The sequence below is a fragment of the Sabulicella flocculans genome (genome assembly GCF_045449635.1).
Classification (GTDB): Bacteria; Pseudomonadota; Alphaproteobacteria; order Acetobacterales; family Acetobacteraceae; genus Roseococcus.
Genome location: NZ_JBJJBR010000033.1, coordinates 14,427 through 29,391, shown reverse-complemented (window position 1 = coordinate 29,391; position 14,965 = coordinate 14,427). Strand labels below are relative to the sequence as shown.

At 75.0% G+C, this 14,965-nt stretch carries 20 protein-coding genes; 4 read left to right on the top strand and 16 right to left on the bottom strand.

The features are described 5' to 3' along the window. The 8 genes from ACI6QG_RS18800 to ACI6QG_RS18765 all read right to left on the bottom strand — a co-directional run. The coding region (locus ACI6QG_RS18800) for a hypothetical protein (protein ID WP_407026126.1) at positions 1–289 on the bottom strand (289 nt) is incomplete at its 3' end. Between the two features lie 3 nt (positions 290–292). Further along, a complete protein-coding gene (tolR, locus tag ACI6QG_RS18795; protein WP_407026125.1) occupies positions 293–778 on the bottom strand; it encodes a protein TolR in 486 nt (161 codons plus the stop codon). A gap of 6 nt (positions 779–784) precedes the next feature. Further along, entirely contained in the window at positions 785–1,483 is a 699-nt protein-coding gene (tolQ, locus tag ACI6QG_RS18790) for a protein TolQ (RefSeq protein ID WP_407026127.1), read from the bottom strand. A gap of 41 nt (positions 1,484–1,524) precedes the next feature. Continuing rightward, on the bottom strand, positions 1,525–1,944 hold the full coding sequence (locus tag ACI6QG_RS18785) for a YbgC/FadM family acyl-CoA thioesterase (protein ID WP_407026124.1): 420 nt from the start codon (positions 1,942–1,944) through the stop codon (positions 1,525–1,527). Continuing rightward, positions 1,941–2,966 carry a Holliday junction branch migration DNA helicase RuvB gene (gene ruvB, locus ACI6QG_RS18780; protein WP_407026123.1) on the bottom strand — a complete coding sequence of 342 codons (1,026 nt, stop codon included), beginning with the start codon at positions 2,964–2,966 and terminating at the stop codon, positions 1,941–1,943. Before ruvB ends, ACI6QG_RS18785 begins: the two co-directional genes overlap by 4 nt. Before the next feature lie 84 nt (positions 2,967–3,050). After that, a complete protein-coding gene (ruvA, locus tag ACI6QG_RS18775; RefSeq protein WP_407026122.1) occupies positions 3,051–3,665 on the bottom strand; it encodes a Holliday junction branch migration protein RuvA in 615 nt (204 codons plus the stop codon). Further along, positions 3,662–4,174 (bottom strand): crossover junction endodeoxyribonuclease RuvC, encoded by a 513-nt coding sequence (gene ruvC / locus ACI6QG_RS18770; RefSeq protein WP_407026121.1) that lies wholly within the window; start codon positions 4,172–4,174, stop codon positions 3,662–3,664. The genes ruvA and ruvC overlap by 4 nt, the downstream gene beginning before the upstream one ends. Further along, entirely contained in the window at positions 4,174–4,917 is a 744-nt protein-coding gene (locus ACI6QG_RS18765) for a YebC/PmpR family DNA-binding transcriptional regulator (protein ID WP_407026120.1), read from the bottom strand. The genes ruvC and ACI6QG_RS18765 overlap by 1 nt, the downstream gene beginning before the upstream one ends. Before the next feature lie 47 nt (positions 4,918–4,964). On the opposite strand from ACI6QG_RS18765, the gene ACI6QG_RS18760 reads away from it, so the two are divergent. Further along, positions 4,965–5,576 (top strand): MSMEG_1061 family FMN-dependent PPOX-type flavoprotein, encoded by a 612-nt coding sequence (locus tag ACI6QG_RS18760; RefSeq protein WP_407026119.1) that lies wholly within the window; start codon positions 4,965–4,967, stop codon positions 5,574–5,576. 8 nt (positions 5,577–5,584) lie between these two features. Here the strand turns inward: ACI6QG_RS18760 and ACI6QG_RS18755 are convergent, their stop codons facing one another. The 6 genes from ACI6QG_RS18755 to ACI6QG_RS18730 form a co-directional block, all read right to left on the bottom strand. After that, a complete protein-coding gene (locus tag ACI6QG_RS18755; RefSeq protein WP_407026118.1) occupies positions 5,585–6,289 on the bottom strand; it encodes a hypothetical protein in 705 nt (234 codons plus the stop codon). A gap of 10 nt (positions 6,290–6,299) precedes the next feature. Beyond that, a complete protein-coding gene (locus ACI6QG_RS18750) occupies positions 6,300–7,481 on the bottom strand; it encodes an MFS transporter (RefSeq protein WP_407026117.1) in 1,182 nt (393 codons plus the stop codon). Then, a complete protein-coding gene (locus ACI6QG_RS18745; protein ID WP_407026116.1) occupies positions 7,478–8,164 on the bottom strand; it encodes an ArsR/SmtB family transcription factor in 687 nt (228 codons plus the stop codon). The genes ACI6QG_RS18750 and ACI6QG_RS18745 overlap by 4 nt, the downstream gene beginning before the upstream one ends. After that, positions 8,134–8,724 (bottom strand): GNAT family N-acetyltransferase, encoded by a 591-nt coding sequence (locus ACI6QG_RS18740; protein WP_407026115.1) that lies wholly within the window; start codon positions 8,722–8,724, stop codon positions 8,134–8,136. The genes ACI6QG_RS18745 and ACI6QG_RS18740 overlap by 31 nt, the downstream gene beginning before the upstream one ends. A gap of 291 nt (positions 8,725–9,015) precedes the next feature. Next, positions 9,016–10,695, bottom strand: coding sequence for an energy-dependent translational throttle protein EttA (gene ettA, locus ACI6QG_RS18735; RefSeq protein ID WP_407026114.1), 1,680 nt, complete (start codon positions 10,693–10,695; stop codon positions 9,016–9,018). A gap of 28 nt (positions 10,696–10,723) precedes the next feature. Next, complete coding sequence (locus ACI6QG_RS18730; RefSeq protein WP_407026113.1) at positions 10,724–11,515, bottom strand: squalene/phytoene synthase family protein; 792 nt, start codon at positions 11,513–11,515, stop codon at positions 10,724–10,726. A gap of 99 nt (positions 11,516–11,614) precedes the next feature. Between ACI6QG_RS18730 and ACI6QG_RS18725 the strand changes: the two genes are divergently transcribed. The 3 genes from ACI6QG_RS18725 to ACI6QG_RS18715 all read left to right on the top strand — a co-directional run bounded on the left by ACI6QG_RS18725 (position 11,615) and on the right by ACI6QG_RS18715 (position 13,115). Further along, the gene (locus ACI6QG_RS18725; RefSeq protein WP_407026112.1) at positions 11,615–12,253 is read left to right on the top strand and encodes a superoxide dismutase; all 639 of its coding nucleotides are present in this window, start codon (positions 11,615–11,617) and stop codon (positions 12,251–12,253) included. A 98-nt stretch (positions 12,254–12,351) separates the two neighbouring features. Next, on the top strand, positions 12,352–12,711 hold the full coding sequence (locus tag ACI6QG_RS18720; RefSeq protein WP_407026111.1) for a GNAT family N-acetyltransferase: 360 nt from the start codon (positions 12,352–12,354) through the stop codon (positions 12,709–12,711). After that, a complete protein-coding gene (locus ACI6QG_RS18715) occupies positions 12,708–13,115 on the top strand; it encodes a protein-tyrosine phosphatase family protein (protein WP_407026110.1) in 408 nt (135 codons plus the stop codon). Before ACI6QG_RS18720 ends, ACI6QG_RS18715 begins: the two co-directional genes overlap by 4 nt. Here the strand turns inward: ACI6QG_RS18715 and ACI6QG_RS18710 are convergent. Both ACI6QG_RS18710 and ACI6QG_RS18705 read right to left on the bottom strand, forming a co-directional pair. After that, positions 13,081–13,485 carry a VOC family protein gene (locus tag ACI6QG_RS18710; protein WP_407026109.1) on the bottom strand — a complete coding sequence of 135 codons (405 nt, stop codon included), beginning with the start codon at positions 13,483–13,485 and terminating at the stop codon, positions 13,081–13,083. The two genes, ACI6QG_RS18715 and ACI6QG_RS18710, sit on opposite strands and share 35 nt — an antisense overlap. Further along, a complete protein-coding gene (locus tag ACI6QG_RS18705; protein ID WP_407026108.1) occupies positions 13,470–14,960 on the bottom strand; it encodes a M81 family metallopeptidase in 1,491 nt (496 codons plus the stop codon). Before ACI6QG_RS18705 ends, ACI6QG_RS18710 begins: the two co-directional genes overlap by 16 nt. Between the last annotated feature and the right edge of the window lie 5 nt (positions 14,961–14,965).

The following is a 14,965-nucleotide window of genomic DNA, read 5'->3' as shown; positions in this document are numbered from 1 at the left end:
CGGGCGGCGGGGGTGGCGGCGGCGGCGGCGGCGCCACCGGGGCGTTGCGCGGCGGCTCCGGCGCCGGGGGCTCGGGCGTGGGCGGGGCGGGCACCGGGCTGGGGGCGGGGCGCGGGGCCGGCACCTCCCCCTGTGCCTGCTGGGCGGGCGCCACCAGCTCGACCGAGATGGCCTGCTCCTGCGGCTCCTCGATGCGCTTGCGGTCGAGCTCCAGCAGCATCAGCACCCCCAGCAGGAGGTGCAGGCCGAAGGAGGCGCCGAGGAAGAGGCGGAACCGCCCTTCGTCCATGGGTCAGCGGCGCGGCGGCTGGGCCGGGCGCTGGGCGGCGGGCGCGGTGGCGTTGGTCTGCTCCGCCAGCAGGGCCACGCGGGTGAAGCCGCCGGCGCTGATGGTGCCCATCACCTCCATGACGCGGCCGTAGGAGATGGCGCGGTCGCCGCGCACGAAGATGCGGCGCTCCGGCTGGCCCTGCGGCTGGCTGGCGGCGATGGCGCGCAGGCGCTCCACCAGGGAGGGCAGCTCCACCTCGGTCTCCTGGAGGAAGATGCGGCCCTGCGGGTCCACCGAGATGGTCAGGGGCTCCTGCTCCTGGTTCAGCGGCTGGGCGGTGGTGCGCGGCAGGTCCACCGGCACGCCCGAGGTCATCATGGGTGCGGCCACCATGAAGATGATGAGCAGGACCAGCATCACGTCCACGAAGGGCGTGACGTTGATCTCCGCCATGGGGCGGTAGCGGCGGCCGGGCCGGCCGCCGCGCCCCAGCATGGGACCGGCCATCGCCCCCTACTCCGCCGCGCGGGGCCTGGGGGCGGCCGCGGCCTCGGTCTGCCGGGCCAGGATGGCGCCGAACTCGGCCGAGAAGGCTTCCAGCCGCCCGGCGTACTTCGCCAGGGAGGAGCCGAGCATGTTGTAGATCAGCACCGCCGGGATGGCCGCGACCAGGCCGATGGCGGTGGCGAACAGCGCCTCGGCGATGCCGGGCGCCACGACGGCGAGGTTGGTGTTCTGCATGCCGGCGATGGCGGTGAAGGAGTTCATGATGCCCCACACCGTGCCGAACAGCCCGACGAAGGGCGCGGCCGAGCCGGTGTTGGCCAGGAAGGTCATGCGCTTCTCCAGCCGCTCCATCTCGCGGCCGATGGTCACGCCCATGGCGCGCTCCACGCGCTCCTTGGTGCCGGCCACCATGGCGGCGCCGGCCGCGGCCCCGGCCTCGGTGGAGCGGCGCCACTCGCGCATGCCGGCGCTGAACACGGCGGCCATCGGGTGGGCGGGGGCCTCGCCCTCGCGGCGGAACAGCTCGTCCAGCGAGCCGCCGGACCAGAAGCGGTCCTCGAAGGCGTCTGCCTCGGCGCGGGCCTTGCGCAGGGCGGTGAACTTCTCGAACGCGATGGCCCAGACCACGACGGAGGCGAGCAGCAGCAGGACCATCACGGTCTTGACCACCCAGTCCGCCTGCAGGAACAGGCCCCAGAGCGACATGTCGTGCGCGGCGGCGGCCAGCGGGGCGGACGTCACAGGGTTCACCGGGCAGAGCCTCCATCCATCACGCGCGCGCGCAGCGCGCCCAGCCAGGGTTCGGGCAGGCGGCGGGCGGCCAGCGTCGCCGCGTCCACGCAGGCGAGCGTCACCTCCAGCACGGCCAGCCCTTCCTCCCCCCGAAGCACCTCCTGCCGCAGCAGCACGGAGGCGGCGGCGCGGCGGATCGTGGTGCGGACCACCAGCAGGTCATCCAGCCGCGCCGGGCGTGCATACTCCACCGCGAGGCGCTTCACCACCAGGAAGCAGCCATGTTCTTTCTGCATCGCCGAATGCGGCAGCCCGAGGTCGCGGAGGCTTTCCGTCCGCGCCCGCTCGGCCCAGCGCAGGTAGGAGGCGTGGTAGGCCACCCCGCCGGCGTCGGTGTCCTCGTAGTAGACGCGGACGGGGTGGTCGTGGGTCACGCGTCGAACAGGTCGCCGGGGCGGGCCTCGGGCGGGCTCATCCCCAGGTGGCGCCAGCCGGGGTCGCCCAGCACGCGGCCGCGCGGGGTGCGCAGCACGAAGCCCTCCTGGATCAGGAAGGGCTCGATGACGTCCTCCAGCGTGTCGCGGCTCTCGCTCAGCGCCGCCGCCAGGGTCTCCACCCCCACCGGGCCGCCCTTGTGGTGCTCGGCAATCCTCGCAAGGTAGCGGCGGTCCATGGCGTCCAGGCCGCGCGCGTCCACCTCCAGCCGGCCCAGGGCGGCGTCCACCAGGGCGCGGTCGGCCGGCCTGCCGGCCACGGCGGCGAAGTCCCGCACGCGGCGCAGCAGCCGCCCGGCGATGCGCGGCGTCCCGCGCGAGCGGTCGGCGATCTCCCTGGCTCCCTCCTCGCCCAGGGCGAAGCCCAGCTTCAGCGCCCCGCGCGACACGATGCGCAGCAGCTCCTCCGGCGTGTAGAGGTTCAGCCGCAGCGGGATGCCGAAGCGGTCGCGCAGCGGCGTGCTCAGCAGGCCCGAGCGCGTGGTGGCGCCGACCAGGGTGAAGGGCGGCAGGTCGATGCGCACGGTGCGCGCCGCCGGCCCCTCGCCGATGATGAGGTCGAGCTGGAAATCCTCCATCGCCGGGTACAGGGTTTCCTCGATGGCGGGCTGCAGGCGGTGGATCTCGTCCACGAACAGCACGTCGCGCGGCTGCAGGTTGGTCAGGATGGCCGCGAGGTCGCCGGCGCGCTGCAGCACCGGGCCGGAGGTGGCGCGGAAGCCCACCCCCAGCTCGCGCGCCACGATCTGCGCCAGGGTGGTCTTGCCCAGGCCGGGCGGGCCGTGCAGCAGCACGTGGTCCAGCGCCTCGCCGCGCGCGCCGGCGGCCTGGATGAACACCTCCAGGTTCTCGCGCGCGCGCTGTTGGCCGGTGAAGTCGGACAGGCGCTGGGGGCGCAGGCTGGTTTCGCCGGAATCCTCCTCCTGCCGGCGGGCGGAGGACAGGCGGTCAGTGTCGGGCATGGGGGAACATATAGGGCACGGGGCGCCTCACGCCATCGCCGGCGGGCGCGCGCGCAGGAAGGCGTTGTCCCGGGAAGCGGCGCCTCACCGCGCGCTCTCGCGCAGGGCGGCGGGCAGCAGGGCGTTGAGGTCGGCCTCCTCGCCCAGCAGGGCCAGCGCCCGCGCCACCGCCTTCTCGGCCTCCGGGCGCTTGAGGCCCAGGTTAAGCAGGGCGCTGACGGCGTCCGCCGCCGCGCCGCCGGCCGGCGCCAGGGCAGCGACGGCGCCGCCCTCCTCCGGCGTGGCGCGGCCGACCGCCCATTTCTGCATCGCCGGCTCGTCGATGATGCGGTTGGCGGTGGTGGGGCCCACGCCCTTGGCCGCGCTCAGCCCCTTGCGGTCCTTGGCGGCGATGACGCGCGCCAGTTCCGTGGGCGACAGGGTGGAGAGCACCGCCAGCGCCGTCTTGGCCGCGACGTTCTTGACCTCGTTCAGCGCGCGGAACGCCCCGCGCTCCTCCGCGTCCAGGAAGCCGTAGAGGGTGAGGCCCTGCTCGGCCGACCAGCGGCTTTCCACCAGCAGGCGCTGCACGCCCTCGCGCGCCGTCAGCCGGTCCAGCGTCCGGCGCGAGCAGGCGACGAGGTAGCCGACGCCGGCCACCTCCATCACCGCGCTGCCGGCGTCGGTGGCCTGCACCGTGCCGGTGAGGGAGGCGATCATGCCCGCGCCAGCGCCGAGAGCATGGCGCGCGTGCCGCGGTGGTGCGCGTGGCAGATGGCGATGGCCAGCGCGTCCGCCGCGTCGGCCCGGCGCAGCACGGCGTGCGGCAGCAGGCGCTTCACCATGTCCTGCACCTGCACCTTGTCGGCGTGGCCGGTGCCGACCACGGCGCGCTTGACCTCCATGGCCTGGTATTCCGCCACCGGCAGCCCGGCCATGGCGGGGGCCAGCAGCACCACGCCGCGCGCCTGGCCCAGCTTCAGGGCGGCCTGCGGGTTCTTGTTGACGTAGGTGTGCTCCACCGCCGCCTCGTCGGGCGTCCACTCGCCGATCAGCGCCACCAGCGCGGCGTGGATGCGGCACAGCCGCGCGGAGAGTTCCTCCGCCGGGGTGGTGGAGACGGCCCCGGCGCCCAGGAAGCGCAGGTGCGAGCCGGAGGATTCGATGACGCCCCAGCCCGTGTGGGTCAGGCCGGGGTCGAGCCCCAGGATGCGCACCGCATGGGCCATCAGGCGGAGAGCTTCGCCAGCAAGTCCTCGCCCACCTCGAAGTTGGCGTAGACGTTCTGCACGTCGTCGTGCTCGTCCAGCAGGTCCACGAACTTCAGCACGGACTGGGCGGCGTCCTCGTCCAGCGGCACCGAGAGGTTGGGGCGCCATTCCAGGCGGGCGGCCTGGGCCTCGCCGAAGCGGGCCTCCAGCGCCTCGCGCACCGCGGCCAGGTCGTCGGGGGCGGTCAGCACCTCGTGGCCTTCCTCCGTGGTGGTGACGTCCTGCGCGCCGGCCTCGATGGCGGCCTCCAGCATCGCGTCGGCATCGGCGACGGAGGGCGGGAAGCGCAGCGCGCCCAGGCGGTCGAACTGGAAGCTCACCGTCTCGCCCAGCGCGCCGCCATGCTTGGCGAACAGGGAGCGCAGGTCGGAGGCGGTGCGGTTGCGGTTGTCCGTCAGCGCCTCGACGATCACCGCCACGCCGGCCGGGCCGCGGCCTTCGTAGCGCACCTCGGCGAAGTCCTCGCCGCCCCCTGCCCCGCTGGCCTTGTCGATGGCGCGCTTCACGGCGTCCTTGGTCATGTTCGCCAGCCGGGCGGCGGCGAGCGCGGCGCGCAGACGGGGGTTGAAGGCGGGATCGGGCTGGCCCTGCTTGGCGGCGACGGTGATCTCCCGCCCGATCTTGGCGAAGACGCGCGCCTTGCGGGCGTCCTGCGCGCCCTTGCGGTGCATGATGTTCTTGAACTGGGAATGGCCGGCCATGCGCCGCGCTATAGCGTCCCGGCCCGGGTTCCGCCAAGCTTGCGGACATGGACCCGCACGCCGTCACCACCCCCGCGCAGCTGGAGGCGCTCTACGCCGCGCCGACCGAGCTGGTGCGCAACAAGGTGGGGCGGCGGCTGGACGCGCCGACCCGCGCCTTCATCGCCGCCGCGCCCTTCGTGCTGCTGGGCACGGTGGGGGCGGAGGGCCCGCACGTGACCCCGCGCGGCGACGCGCCGGGCTTCGTGGCCGCCCCCGACGACGCCACCCTGCTGCTGCCGGACCGCCGCGGCAACAACCGCCTGGACGCGCTGCGCGACATCCTGCACGACCCGCGGGTGGCGCTGCTGTTCCTGGTGCCCGGCGCCGGCGAGGCGCTGCGCGTGCACGGCACCGCCACCATCACCGCCGACCCCGCCCTGCGCGCCGCCCACGCGGCGCAGGGCAAGCCGCCGACGACGCTGCTGCGGGTGGCCGTCACCAGCCTGTTCATGCAGTGCGCCAAGTCGGTGATGCGCTCGGGCCTGTGGGAGGGGCGGGCGCGGCCGGCGGGGCTGCCGACGCTGGGCGCGCTGCTGGCGGCGCACATGGAGGGGCGGCTGGACGGCGCCGCCCTGGACGCGCGCATGCCCGAAACCTACGCGCAGACGATGTACTGAGGCGGCGCTCAGCCCAGCTCCACCCGCAGCGCCGGCAGCCTGGGCCAGCGGTCGCGCGCCGCCAGCTGCGCCACCACCTCGGCCAGCGGGCGCGGCTTCAGGCGGCGCTGGCGCCAGAAGGCCGGCACGCGCCGGCGCGCGCTGTCCAGGCCCAGGCCGAACTCCCAGGGCGAGAGGTAGGTGTCGCCGCGGTCGGCGGCGTAGGCCTGGCCCAGGCCCGCCGCCTGGTCCTGCAGGTACTCCCACGCGTTCGCGCGCATCGCCACGCCGTGCCCGGGGTCGGGCAACGCGCCGGCGCCATCCAGGAAGCCCAGGGCGCGCTCGTCCAGCGGGCGGAAGGTGGCGAGGCGGATGCTGCCATCCGCCTCGCGCGACATCGCCGCCAGCACGGTGGTGCCGCGTTGCAGGCAGAGCAACGGCCCGTCCAGCGCCACCGGGCCGAGGGCGAGGCGACGGGCAGGGCCCTCCAGCAGCATGGCGGTGCCGAGGTCCCCGCGCGCCCTGCCCAGGCGGCGCACCAGCGCGGCCCAGGCGGGCTCCAGCGCCGGCCAGCCGGTGAAGCTTTCGGCGCAGAGCTGGTAGGCGCGCAGCAGCACCTCCTCCGGCGCGCCCCAGGCCAGGGGCAGCGGCAGCGGGTGCAGGGCGTCGGGCAGGCCCAGGCGGTCCCGCGCGGCGGGGCCCAGGCGGGCGAAGGCGAACTGGTCCGGTTCCATGAAGGGGCAGTTAGCGCGGGCTTGCGTCAGTCCCGGTCAGATACCCCCACAGGCCCAGCGCCAGCGCCGCCGCCAACAGCCCGAACCCCGCGCCGTAGCCCGCCGCCCCCACCGCCAGCCCCATCAGCGCCGGCAGCGCGGCCGAGCCCACCACCTGCGCCAGGTTCACCGTGGTGACGCCCCTCCCCACCATGTGGTCCGGGAACAGCAGCCGCCCCTGCGTCACCAGCAGCACCGAATAGGCCGAGGCGCCGCACACCAGCGTCAGCAGCGCCGCCGCCAGCCACAGCGGCGGGCCGGCGGCCAGCGCCAGCAGGGCGGCGATGACGGCACCGCACATCGCCGCCACCGCGCGGTCCCGCCCCAGGGCGCGCTCCAGCGGCGGCACCAGCAGCTGGCCCAGCGGCACGGCGGCGCCCATGGCCAGCAGCACCCAGCCGCGCCCGGCGGGCGACAGGCCGTGCGCGTCGTGCAGGAAGGGCCCGGCCCACAGCGCCAGCAGCGTGGCCATGGCGGCGTAGGCCACCGTGTGCAGCGACAGGATGCGCCACAGCCCCGGCGTGCGCCACACCCGCAGCTGGCCCAGCAGGATGTCGGCCAGGGTTTCCGCCGGGGCGGGGCGCGGCGGCGCGCCGGGCGGGTCGTCGCGCGCGAAGGCCCACCAAAGCGCGCCCAGCGCCGCCGTCAGCGCGGCCGAAAGGGCGAAGGCGCCGCGCCAGCCCACAGTGCCCGACAGCACGGCCAGCGGCGCCCCGGCCAGCAGGATGCCGGCCTGCGCCCAGGCGAAGGTGATGGCGATGGCGCGGGTCAGCGCCCCGCCGCGGTGCCAGCGCCCGGCCAGCACCACCGCGGCCATGAAGGAGGCAGCGCAGCCCAGCCCCAGCAGGAAGCGCGCCGCCAGGAAGGAGGCCGCGTCCCACGCCAGGGCCTGGGCGGCGGCGCCCAGCACGGCGGGCGCCGTCAGCGCCGCCACCAGCCGGCGCGGCCCCCAGCGGTCCAGCGCCACGCCCACGGGGATCTGCGCCAGCAGCAGCGCGCCGAAGAAGGCGGCATTGGCCGCGCCCAGCGCGCCGGGGCCCATGGACAGCTCCGCCGCCAGCTCCGGCGCCACGACGCCGACGGCGGCGCGGTGGAAGTTGGAGATGCCGCCCATGCCCACCGTGGCCAGCAGCAGCCGGGCGGAGGGCGTCACGGCGCCAGGCCGAAGGCGGCGTGCAGCGCCCGCGCGCCTTCCGGCGTGGGCTGGAGGCGGCGGCGGCGCAGGACGTCGCCGGGTGGCGCCTCCAGCGGCACCAGCCAGCGGCGGCGCAGGAACAGCGCAGCGAGTTCCCGGCCCAGCCCGCCGGCCAGGTGCGGGCGGCGCTCGCTCCAGTCCATGCAGTCGGCGCAGGGGCGCGGGGCGCGGGCGGCGGCGTCCACCTCCACGCCCAGGGCGCGCAGGCGGGCCTCGCCGGCCGGGGTGGGCGCCCAGCCGCCGGGGGCGGCGCGCAGCGTGCCGTCGGTGGTGAGGCGCTGGTGCAGCGCCACGCCGAGCTGCCCCGCCAGGTGGTGCCAGCACAGCCGGGCGCGGCGCAGCGCGGTGTCGTGCGGCCAGGGGCGGCGGGCCTGGCGCTCGGCCAAGCCAAGCAGGGCTTCCAGCGCCTGGGCCACCTCCTCGCCCGCCAGGCGGAACCAGCGGTGGCGGCCCTGGGCGTGGGCCAGCAGCAGCCCGCCTTCCTCCAGCGCGCGCAGGTGGGCGGAGGCGGCGGGGGCGCCGATGCCGGCCACCCGCGCCAGCTCGCCCGCCGTCAGCGCCTCGCCCGGCAGCAGCGCCTGGAGCATCAGGGCGCGGGAGGGGTCGCCGATCAGGGCGGCGAGGGCGGCGAGGTTGGGCATGGGCGGAGCATAGCCCGGCCCGCCGCGCACGGCTTCGGGGCGGGACGAAGGGATTCGTAGACCAGCATGTGGTGGCCGTGGTTGAGGAAGCGGTCGCACTCGCGCATCCCGGCATCGGCCAGCACGGCGCGGGAGGCGTGGTTGCTTTCCCGCGCGACGCCGATGATGCGGGGCAGGCCGGCGGCGTGGCCGAACTCCAGCGCGGCGCGCGCCGCCTCCCGCGCGTAGCCCTTGCCGCGGCAGGCCGGCCACAGGGCGAAGCGCAGGGCGACGCCGCGGCCGTCCGGTCGTTCCATCAGCCCGGCGATGCCGAGGAAGTCGCCGGTCGCGCGCTCGAACACGCTCCAGGTGCCGTAGCCGCGCACCTGCCAGAAGGCGATGTCGTCCTCCAGCTCCTCGCGCGTGCGCTCCGGCGTGCGGGTGCCGTGGAGCATGAAGCCGAAGACGGCCTCGTCCGCCTTGAGACGGATGAGGTCGGGCAGGTGCTCCGGCCCCGGCGGCAGCAGGGAAAGGCGCGGGGTGGTGACGATGCGCGGCGCGCGCAGCAGCGGGTGGGTCACGCGCGGCCCGACGCCGCAGCGGGGCGCCAACCAGCCAGCGCCGGCGCACCCCTCACCGCCGCGCCGCTCCGCGAGAGGCGCAACGCCGCAGGCGAGCGCCGGCCGACAAGCGCCACCCCGGCACGGCAAACGCCACGCTGGCCGGATGCACGCGCACGGCGCGCGCCGCGCCCCTTCATGGGCGCGAAGCCAAGGCCGCGGATGCGGCCGCCCGGTGTGCCCATGGCCCGGGGCGATGGCGGCGAGGGCACGAGAAGGCGCATCGCAGCGCGTGCCGGGCGCCGGCGCGCGTCAGCGCACCAGCGGCCGGTACTTGATGCGGTGCGGCTGGTCGGCCTCCTTGCCCAGGCGGCGCTTCTTGTCGGCCTCGTAGGCCTGGAAGTTGCCCTCGAACCACTCGACGTGGCTGTCGCCCTCGAAGGCCAGGATGTGGGTGGCGAGGCGGTCGAGGAACCAGCGGTCGTGGCTGATGACGACGACGCAGCCGGCGAACTCCATCAGCGCTTCCTCCAGCGCGCGCAGCGTGTCCACGTCGAGGTCGTTGGTCGGCTCGTCCAGCAGCAGCACGTTGTGCGGCGTGCGCAGCATCTTGGCCAGGTGCACGCGGTTGCGCTCGCCGCCCGAGAGCACGCCGACGCGCTTCTGCTGGTCGCTGCCCTTGAAGTTGAAGGCCGCCGTGTAGGCGCGCGACTGGATGGAGCGCTTGCCGATGTTGATGACGTCGTCCCCGCCGGAGATCTCCTGCCAGACGGTCTTCTTGTCATCCAGGCTGTCGCGGCTCTGGTCCACGTAGCCCAGCTTCACGCTCTCGCCGACGCGCAGCGTGCCGGAATCCGGCTGCTCCACCCCGGTGATCATCTTGAACAGCGTGGTCTTGCCGGCGCCGTTGGGGCCGATGACGCCGACGATGCCGCCGGGCGGCAGCTTGAAGTCCAGGTCGTCGATCAGCAGGCGGTTGCCGTAGCCCTTGCGGAGGTTCTCCGCCTCGATGACCGTGTTGCCCAGGCGCGGCGGGGGCGAGATGAGGATCTGCATCTCCTCCGGCCCCTTCTCGTTCGACTTCTCCAGCAGCTCCTCGTAGCGGGAGATGCGCGCCTTGCTCTTGGCCTGCCGGGCGGAGGGCGAGCGGCCGATCCACTCCTGCTCCTGCGCCAGGGCGCGGATGCGGGCCGTGTCCTCGCGGTTCTCCTGCTCCAGCCGCTTCTTCTTCTGCTCGAGGTAGGAGGAGTAGGAACCCTGGTAGGGGAAGCCGCGGCCGCGATCCACCTCCAGGATCCAGTTGGTCACGTTGTCCAGGAAGTAGCGGTCGTGGGTGACGACCAGCACCGCGCCGGGATACTCGCGCAGCGTCTTCTCCAGCCAGGAGACGCTCTCGGCGTCCAGGTGGTTGGTGGGCTCGTCCAGCAGCAGCAGCTCAGGCTTCTCCAGCAGCAGCTTGCACAGCGCCACGCGGCGCTTCTCGCCGCCCGAGAGGTGCGTCACCGCGCTGTCGGCCGGCGGGCAGCGCAGGGCGTCCAGCGCGATGTCGATGCGCCGGTCCAGCTCCCAGCCATCGGCGGCGTCGATGGCCTCCTGCAGCTGGCCCTGCTCGGCCAGCAGCTCGTTCATCTCGTCCTCCGACATCTCCTCCATGAAGCGCTCGGAGATCTCGTTGAAGCGCTTGAGCTGCGCCTCCAGCGTGCCGAAGACGGAGCGCACGTTCTCGCCCACCGTCTTGTCGGGGTCGAGCTGGGGTTCCTGCGGCAGGTAGCCGACGCGCACGCCCTCGGCGGCCCAGGCCTCGCCGCCGAACTCGGTGTCGATGCCGGCCATGATCTTCATCAGGGTGGACTTGCCGGCGCCGTTGGGCCCCAGCACGCCGATCTTGGCGTCGGGCAGGAAGGACAGGGTGATGCCCTTGAACACCTCGCGGCCACCCGGATAGGCCTTGGTGAGATCCTTCATCACATAGACATACTGGTAGGCGGGCATCGGGCACCTCGTTCGCTCGGGCGTTCCTCTACCAAGCTTCGCGGCGGGCGGGAATGCGCCCGCGCCAGCCGGCCCAGCTGAGGGCCAGCCGGTCTGCCGTGGTGCGCGGGGCGGGGCGGCCGGCGGCCAGCCGGCGCAGGTCGCGCCGCGCCAGCACCAGCGGCAGGGCGGCGGCGATGGCCGGCCGCGGCAGGGCGGACAGGTCCGGCGCGGGCGGGGCGGCGGCGGCCAGGGCGCGCACCGCCGGGGCGGCCGCGGCGGGGTCCTTCAGCACGGCCGCCGCGTCCGCGGCATCGGCCGGCAGCAGCACCCGGCCCTGGGCGGCGTGCGCGGCCACCGAGCGCAGCACCCCGGCCAGCCCGTGCAGCATCCCCGCCCGCTGCAGCGCCGGCAGCAGGGCGGGCGGCGCGCCCAGGGCGCGGCCCAGCGCCACGCAGAAGCCGCCCGCCGTGCCGGCCAGGTAGGCGTGGAAGGCGCCGGTGGTGGCGAAGCCCTCCTCCTCCGCCTCGGCCTCGCGCGCGTCCACCATGGCCAGCAGGTCGGCGCGGTCCAGCGCGCCGGCGGCGATGGCGGCGTGCAGCGGCGCCGCGACCTCGTGCGCGCGCGGCGTGGGGGCGGCGATGGCGTCGCGCCAGAATTGCAGGCGCATCAGCGCCACCAGGGGGTTGCCGGTTACCTCGCGCGCGCGGGCGAGCTCGTGGTTGAAGGCGATCAGCGCGAAGGCGGCCTCGCGCCGCCCCGGCGGGCACCACAGGGCGCACAGGAAGCGGTCGGGATCCTGGGCGCGGGCGATGGCGGCGGCGGGCGAGAGCTCGGGCATGCGGGGCATCTGCCGCCTGGGCGGCGCGTCCGCAACGTGTTGACCTTCCGCCATGGGCTGCCAATCTGCCCGCCGAGCCTTCCAACCGGAGAGACGCCCATGGCCTTCACGCTGCCCCCCCTGCCCTATTCCACCAGCGCGCTGGCCGAGCGCGGCATGTGCCAGGAAACGCTGGAGCTGCACCACGGCAAGCACCACAACGCCTATGTCACCGCGCTGAACGGGCTGGTGGAGAGCAAGGGCCTGGCGGGCAAGACGCTGGAGCAGATCGTCGCCGAAGCCGGCAAGGCCGGGGCCGATGGCCTGCCGGTGCTGAACCAGGCCGGGCAGCACTGGAACCACATCCTGTTCTGGCAGGTGATGAGCCCGACCGGCGGCGGCGAGGCGCTGCCGGCCAAGCTGGGCGCCGCCATCACCGAGAGCTTCGGCGGGCTGGCGCAGTTCAAGGAGGCGTTCAAGCAGGCCGGCGTGACGCAGTTCGGCTCCGGCTGGGCCTGGCTGATCGTGAAGCCGGACGGCAAGCTGGCGGTGACCAAGACGCCCAACGGCGCCAACCCCGTCTCCACCGGCGAGGGCACGCCCATCCTGGGCTGCGACGTGTGGGAGCACGCCTACTACCTGGACTTCCGCAACGTGCGCCCGAACTACCTGGACAACTTCCTCAACAAGCTGGTGGCGTGGGACGTGGTGCAGAGCCTGATGGAGGGCGGCGGCCTGTCCTCCGGCCAGGCGGCCTGATCCGCGCGGTCGGCGGCGATGCGGCGCTGGCGCGCCGGGTCGCCGGCTGGCTGATCGGGGCCTTCGGGGGCATCCCGCAGGCCCGCACGCCCGAGGCGATGGCGGCGCTGATCCTGGCGCCCCCGGAAGGGCCGACGGGCTGCTTCGTCGCCTTCGAGGGGGCGGAGCCGGTGGGCACCGCCAGCCTGGTGCAACAGGATCTTCCCAGCCGCCCGGACCTCGCGCCCTGGCTCGCGGGGGTCTTCGTCGTGCCGGAAGCCCGTGGGCGCGGCCATGCCGGGCGGCTGGTGGGGCACGTGGAGGCCCATGCGGCGGCCGCCGGCGTCCGGACGCTGTGGCTCTACACCGGCGCGGCGGATGGGCTGTATGCGCGGCTCGGCTGGCAGGTGGCGGAGGCGGCGGTGGACCCCGGTTCGGGCAAGCCGGTGCGGATCATGCGGCGGGCGCTGGGCGGGTGACGCCGCTGCGGGTGCGCGTCGCCGGGCGCGAGGCGGTGGTGCGCGGCGGCCCCTTCGCCGCGCTGCCGCCCGGCCATTGGAGCCTGTGCCTGGACGCCGCGAACCCGCGCGCCGCCGAGGCGGACATGCTGCTGGACATCCCGGATTTCGGCGTGCCCGAGGAAGCGGCGGCGCGCGCCGCGCTGGACGCGGTGCTGGCGGCATTGGCGCGCGGCGAGGCGGTTTTCATCGGCTGCCGCGCCGGGCTGGGCCGCACCGGTACGATGCTGGCCCTGCTGCTGAAGGCGCTGGGCGAGGCCGACCCGGTCGCGCGCGTGCGCCGCGACTATGACCCGCGCGCGGTGGAGACGCCGGCGCAGGAGGAATTCGTCACACGGGGGCGCCCGCCGGCGACGGTCGCCTGACCACGATGCAGAGCTTGTTGCCCTCCGGGTCTCGCAGGTAGGCGGCGTAGAAGTCGCCATACTGCGGCCGTGGCCCCGGCGGGCCCTCGCACCTGCCGCCCGCCGCCAAGCCGGCGGCATGGGCTGCGTCTACCGCCGCCTCGTCATGTGCGGCAAAGGCCGTCATGGCGCCGTTGCCACGGGTGGCCGGGGCGCCGTCCTTCGGCTTCGCGATCCAGAAAGTCGGCGCCTCGCCCTTGCGGCGGTAGGCGGCCCAGCCGGCGTCCGGCCATTCCTGGAACCGCACGACGCCCAGTGGCGCCAGCACGGCGTCGTAGAAGGCCCGAGCCCCCGCATAGTCGTTGGCACCGACCGTCACATGGCTGAACATGGTGCAAACCTTTCGTTGCTGCCCGGCCGCAGCCGCAGCCCGGCGCGCAGGTGGCGGAAGGGCAGCGTGGCGGGGTCCGCCACCACCGGGCCGGGCGCGGCCGCCACCAGCACCGCGCTGGCGATGGGCTGGAAATGCGCGCGGAAATGCACGGAGGATTTCAGCGCCAGGATGCGCTGCTGCGCCGGCTCGACGCCCAGCATGCGGAAGATCGCCTGGTCATGCGCCTGCATCTTGCGGCTGACCACGACGATCCGCACCCCCTCCACCCGCAGCAGCGCCGAGGGGCCGAGATCGGCCGGGTTGCCGACGCCCATCGGGCCTTCCAAGGTGAAGCGGCCATTGCCCAGGCGCTCCACCACGCCGGAGACGCGCAGCGGCGCGCCGTCGCTCTTGCCGCCGAGGTCGAGCGTGACCGTCGCGCCCTCGCCCGCCGCGTGGCAGGCGGCGGCGGCCTCGGCGTCGTTCATCGGCGCCAGGGCCACGCCCTGCGCGCCCTGGCGCAGCAGTTCCGCCAGCAGGCCGGTGGTGTCGCCGTGGCCGCCGCCGCCGGGGTTGTCCTGCGTGTCGGCGATGACGACCGGCCTGCCGGAGCCCGCCTGCGCGATGGCCTGGGCGACGGCGTCGGCGGCTTCCAGCACGCCGCCGGTGAAGGCGGGTTCGCGGGCGGCGATCTCGGCGGCCAGGGCGTCGGCGGCCTGGGCGGCGGCTTCGGGCGTCTCAGCCCAGCAGGCGATGGCCTGGCCGCAGCCGGGGAAGTCGGCATAGGGGAAGCCGAAGCAGTAGGCGAGTTCCGCCACGGCGGGCGCCAGCCGCGCCCGGGCGTCCATCACCGAGGCCATCGGCTCGACCATGGTGCATTGGCTGGTGATGGGCAGCAGCACGTCGAGTTCCCGGAAGGCCATGGCCCAGGGGCGGCCGCGCGCCGCGCGCTCCTCCAGCAGGCGCAGGGCGCGCCGGCCCACCTCGCGCATGTCCACGTGGGGATAGGTGCGGTAGGGCACCACCACGTCGGCGCCCTCGCACATGGCGCGCGTCATGTTGGCGTGCGGGTCCAGCGTGACGGCGATCGGCACCGCCGCGCCGACGATGGCGCGGACGCGGCGGATCACCTCGCCCTCGGCGTCGGGGAAGTCGTCGCTGACCATGGCGCCGTGCAGGTCGAGGAAGACGGCGTCCACCGGCATGGCGTCGCTCAGCGCGGCGCAGATGAGGGCGGTGATGCGCTCGAAGGCCTCGCGCGTCACCGGGCCGGCGGGGTTGGCGAAGCACCAGGCAAGCGGCACGCAGTCGTGGTCCGTGGCGGCCTCCATCGCCGCGCCGGCGCAGGTGGAGGTGCCGCGCAGCCGTTCGCGCATCCCCTCGCCGCGCACCAGTTCGGGCAGGCCGCCGGGGTGCAGGAACTCGGCCCAGCCGGTGGCGCGGGGGGCGAAGGAATGGCTCTCGTGCAGGAAGCCGGCGAAGGCGATGCGCATGGGGG

Coding starts and splice junctions, on each gene's coding strand:
- ruvA (WP_407026122.1), bottom strand. CDS start 3,665: ATGATCGCCTCCCTCACCGGCACGGTGCAGGCCACCGACGCCGGCAGC.
- ACI6QG_RS18725 (WP_407026112.1), top strand. CDS start 11,615: ATGGCCTTCACGCTGCCCCCCCTGCCCTATTCCACCAGCGCGCTGGCC.
- ACI6QG_RS18745 (WP_407026116.1), bottom strand. CDS start 8,164: ATGCCCAACCTCGCCGCCCTCGCCGCCCTGATCGGCGACCCCTCCCGC.
- ACI6QG_RS18760 (WP_407026119.1), top strand. CDS start 4,965: ATGGACCCGCACGCCGTCACCACCCCCGCGCAGCTGGAGGCGCTCTAC.
- tolQ (WP_407026127.1), bottom strand. CDS start 1,483: ATGTCGCTCTGGGGCCTGTTCCTGCAGGCGGACTGGGTGGTCAAGACC.
- ettA (WP_407026114.1), bottom strand. CDS start 10,695: ATGCCCGCCTACCAGTATGTCTATGTGATGAAGGATCTCACCAAGGCC.
- ACI6QG_RS18710 (WP_407026109.1), bottom strand. CDS start 13,485: ATGTTCAGCCATGTGACGGTCGGTGCCAACGACTATGCGGGGGCTCGG.
- ACI6QG_RS18705 (WP_407026108.1), bottom strand. CDS start 14,960: ATGCGCATCGCCTTCGCCGGCTTCCTGCACGAGAGCCATTCCTTCGCC.
- ruvC (WP_407026121.1), bottom strand. CDS start 4,174: ATGGCCCATGCGGTGCGCATCCTGGGGCTCGACCCCGGCCTGACCCAC.
- ACI6QG_RS18755 (WP_407026118.1), bottom strand. CDS start 6,289: ATGGAACCGGACCAGTTCGCCTTCGCCCGCCTGGGCCCCGCCGCGCGG.
- ruvB (WP_407026123.1), bottom strand. CDS start 2,966: ATGCCCGACACTGACCGCCTGTCCTCCGCCCGCCGGCAGGAGGAGGAT.
- ACI6QG_RS18720 (WP_407026111.1), top strand. CDS start 12,352: ATGGCGGCGCTGATCCTGGCGCCCCCGGAAGGGCCGACGGGCTGCTTC.
- ACI6QG_RS18765 (WP_407026120.1), bottom strand. CDS start 4,917: ATGGCCGGCCATTCCCAGTTCAAGAACATCATGCACCGCAAGGGCGCG.
- ACI6QG_RS18730 (WP_407026113.1), bottom strand. CDS start 11,515: ATGCCCGAGCTCTCGCCCGCCGCCGCCATCGCCCGCGCCCAGGATCCC.
- tolR (WP_407026125.1), bottom strand. CDS start 778: ATGGCCGGTCCCATGCTGGGGCGCGGCGGCCGGCCCGGCCGCCGCTAC.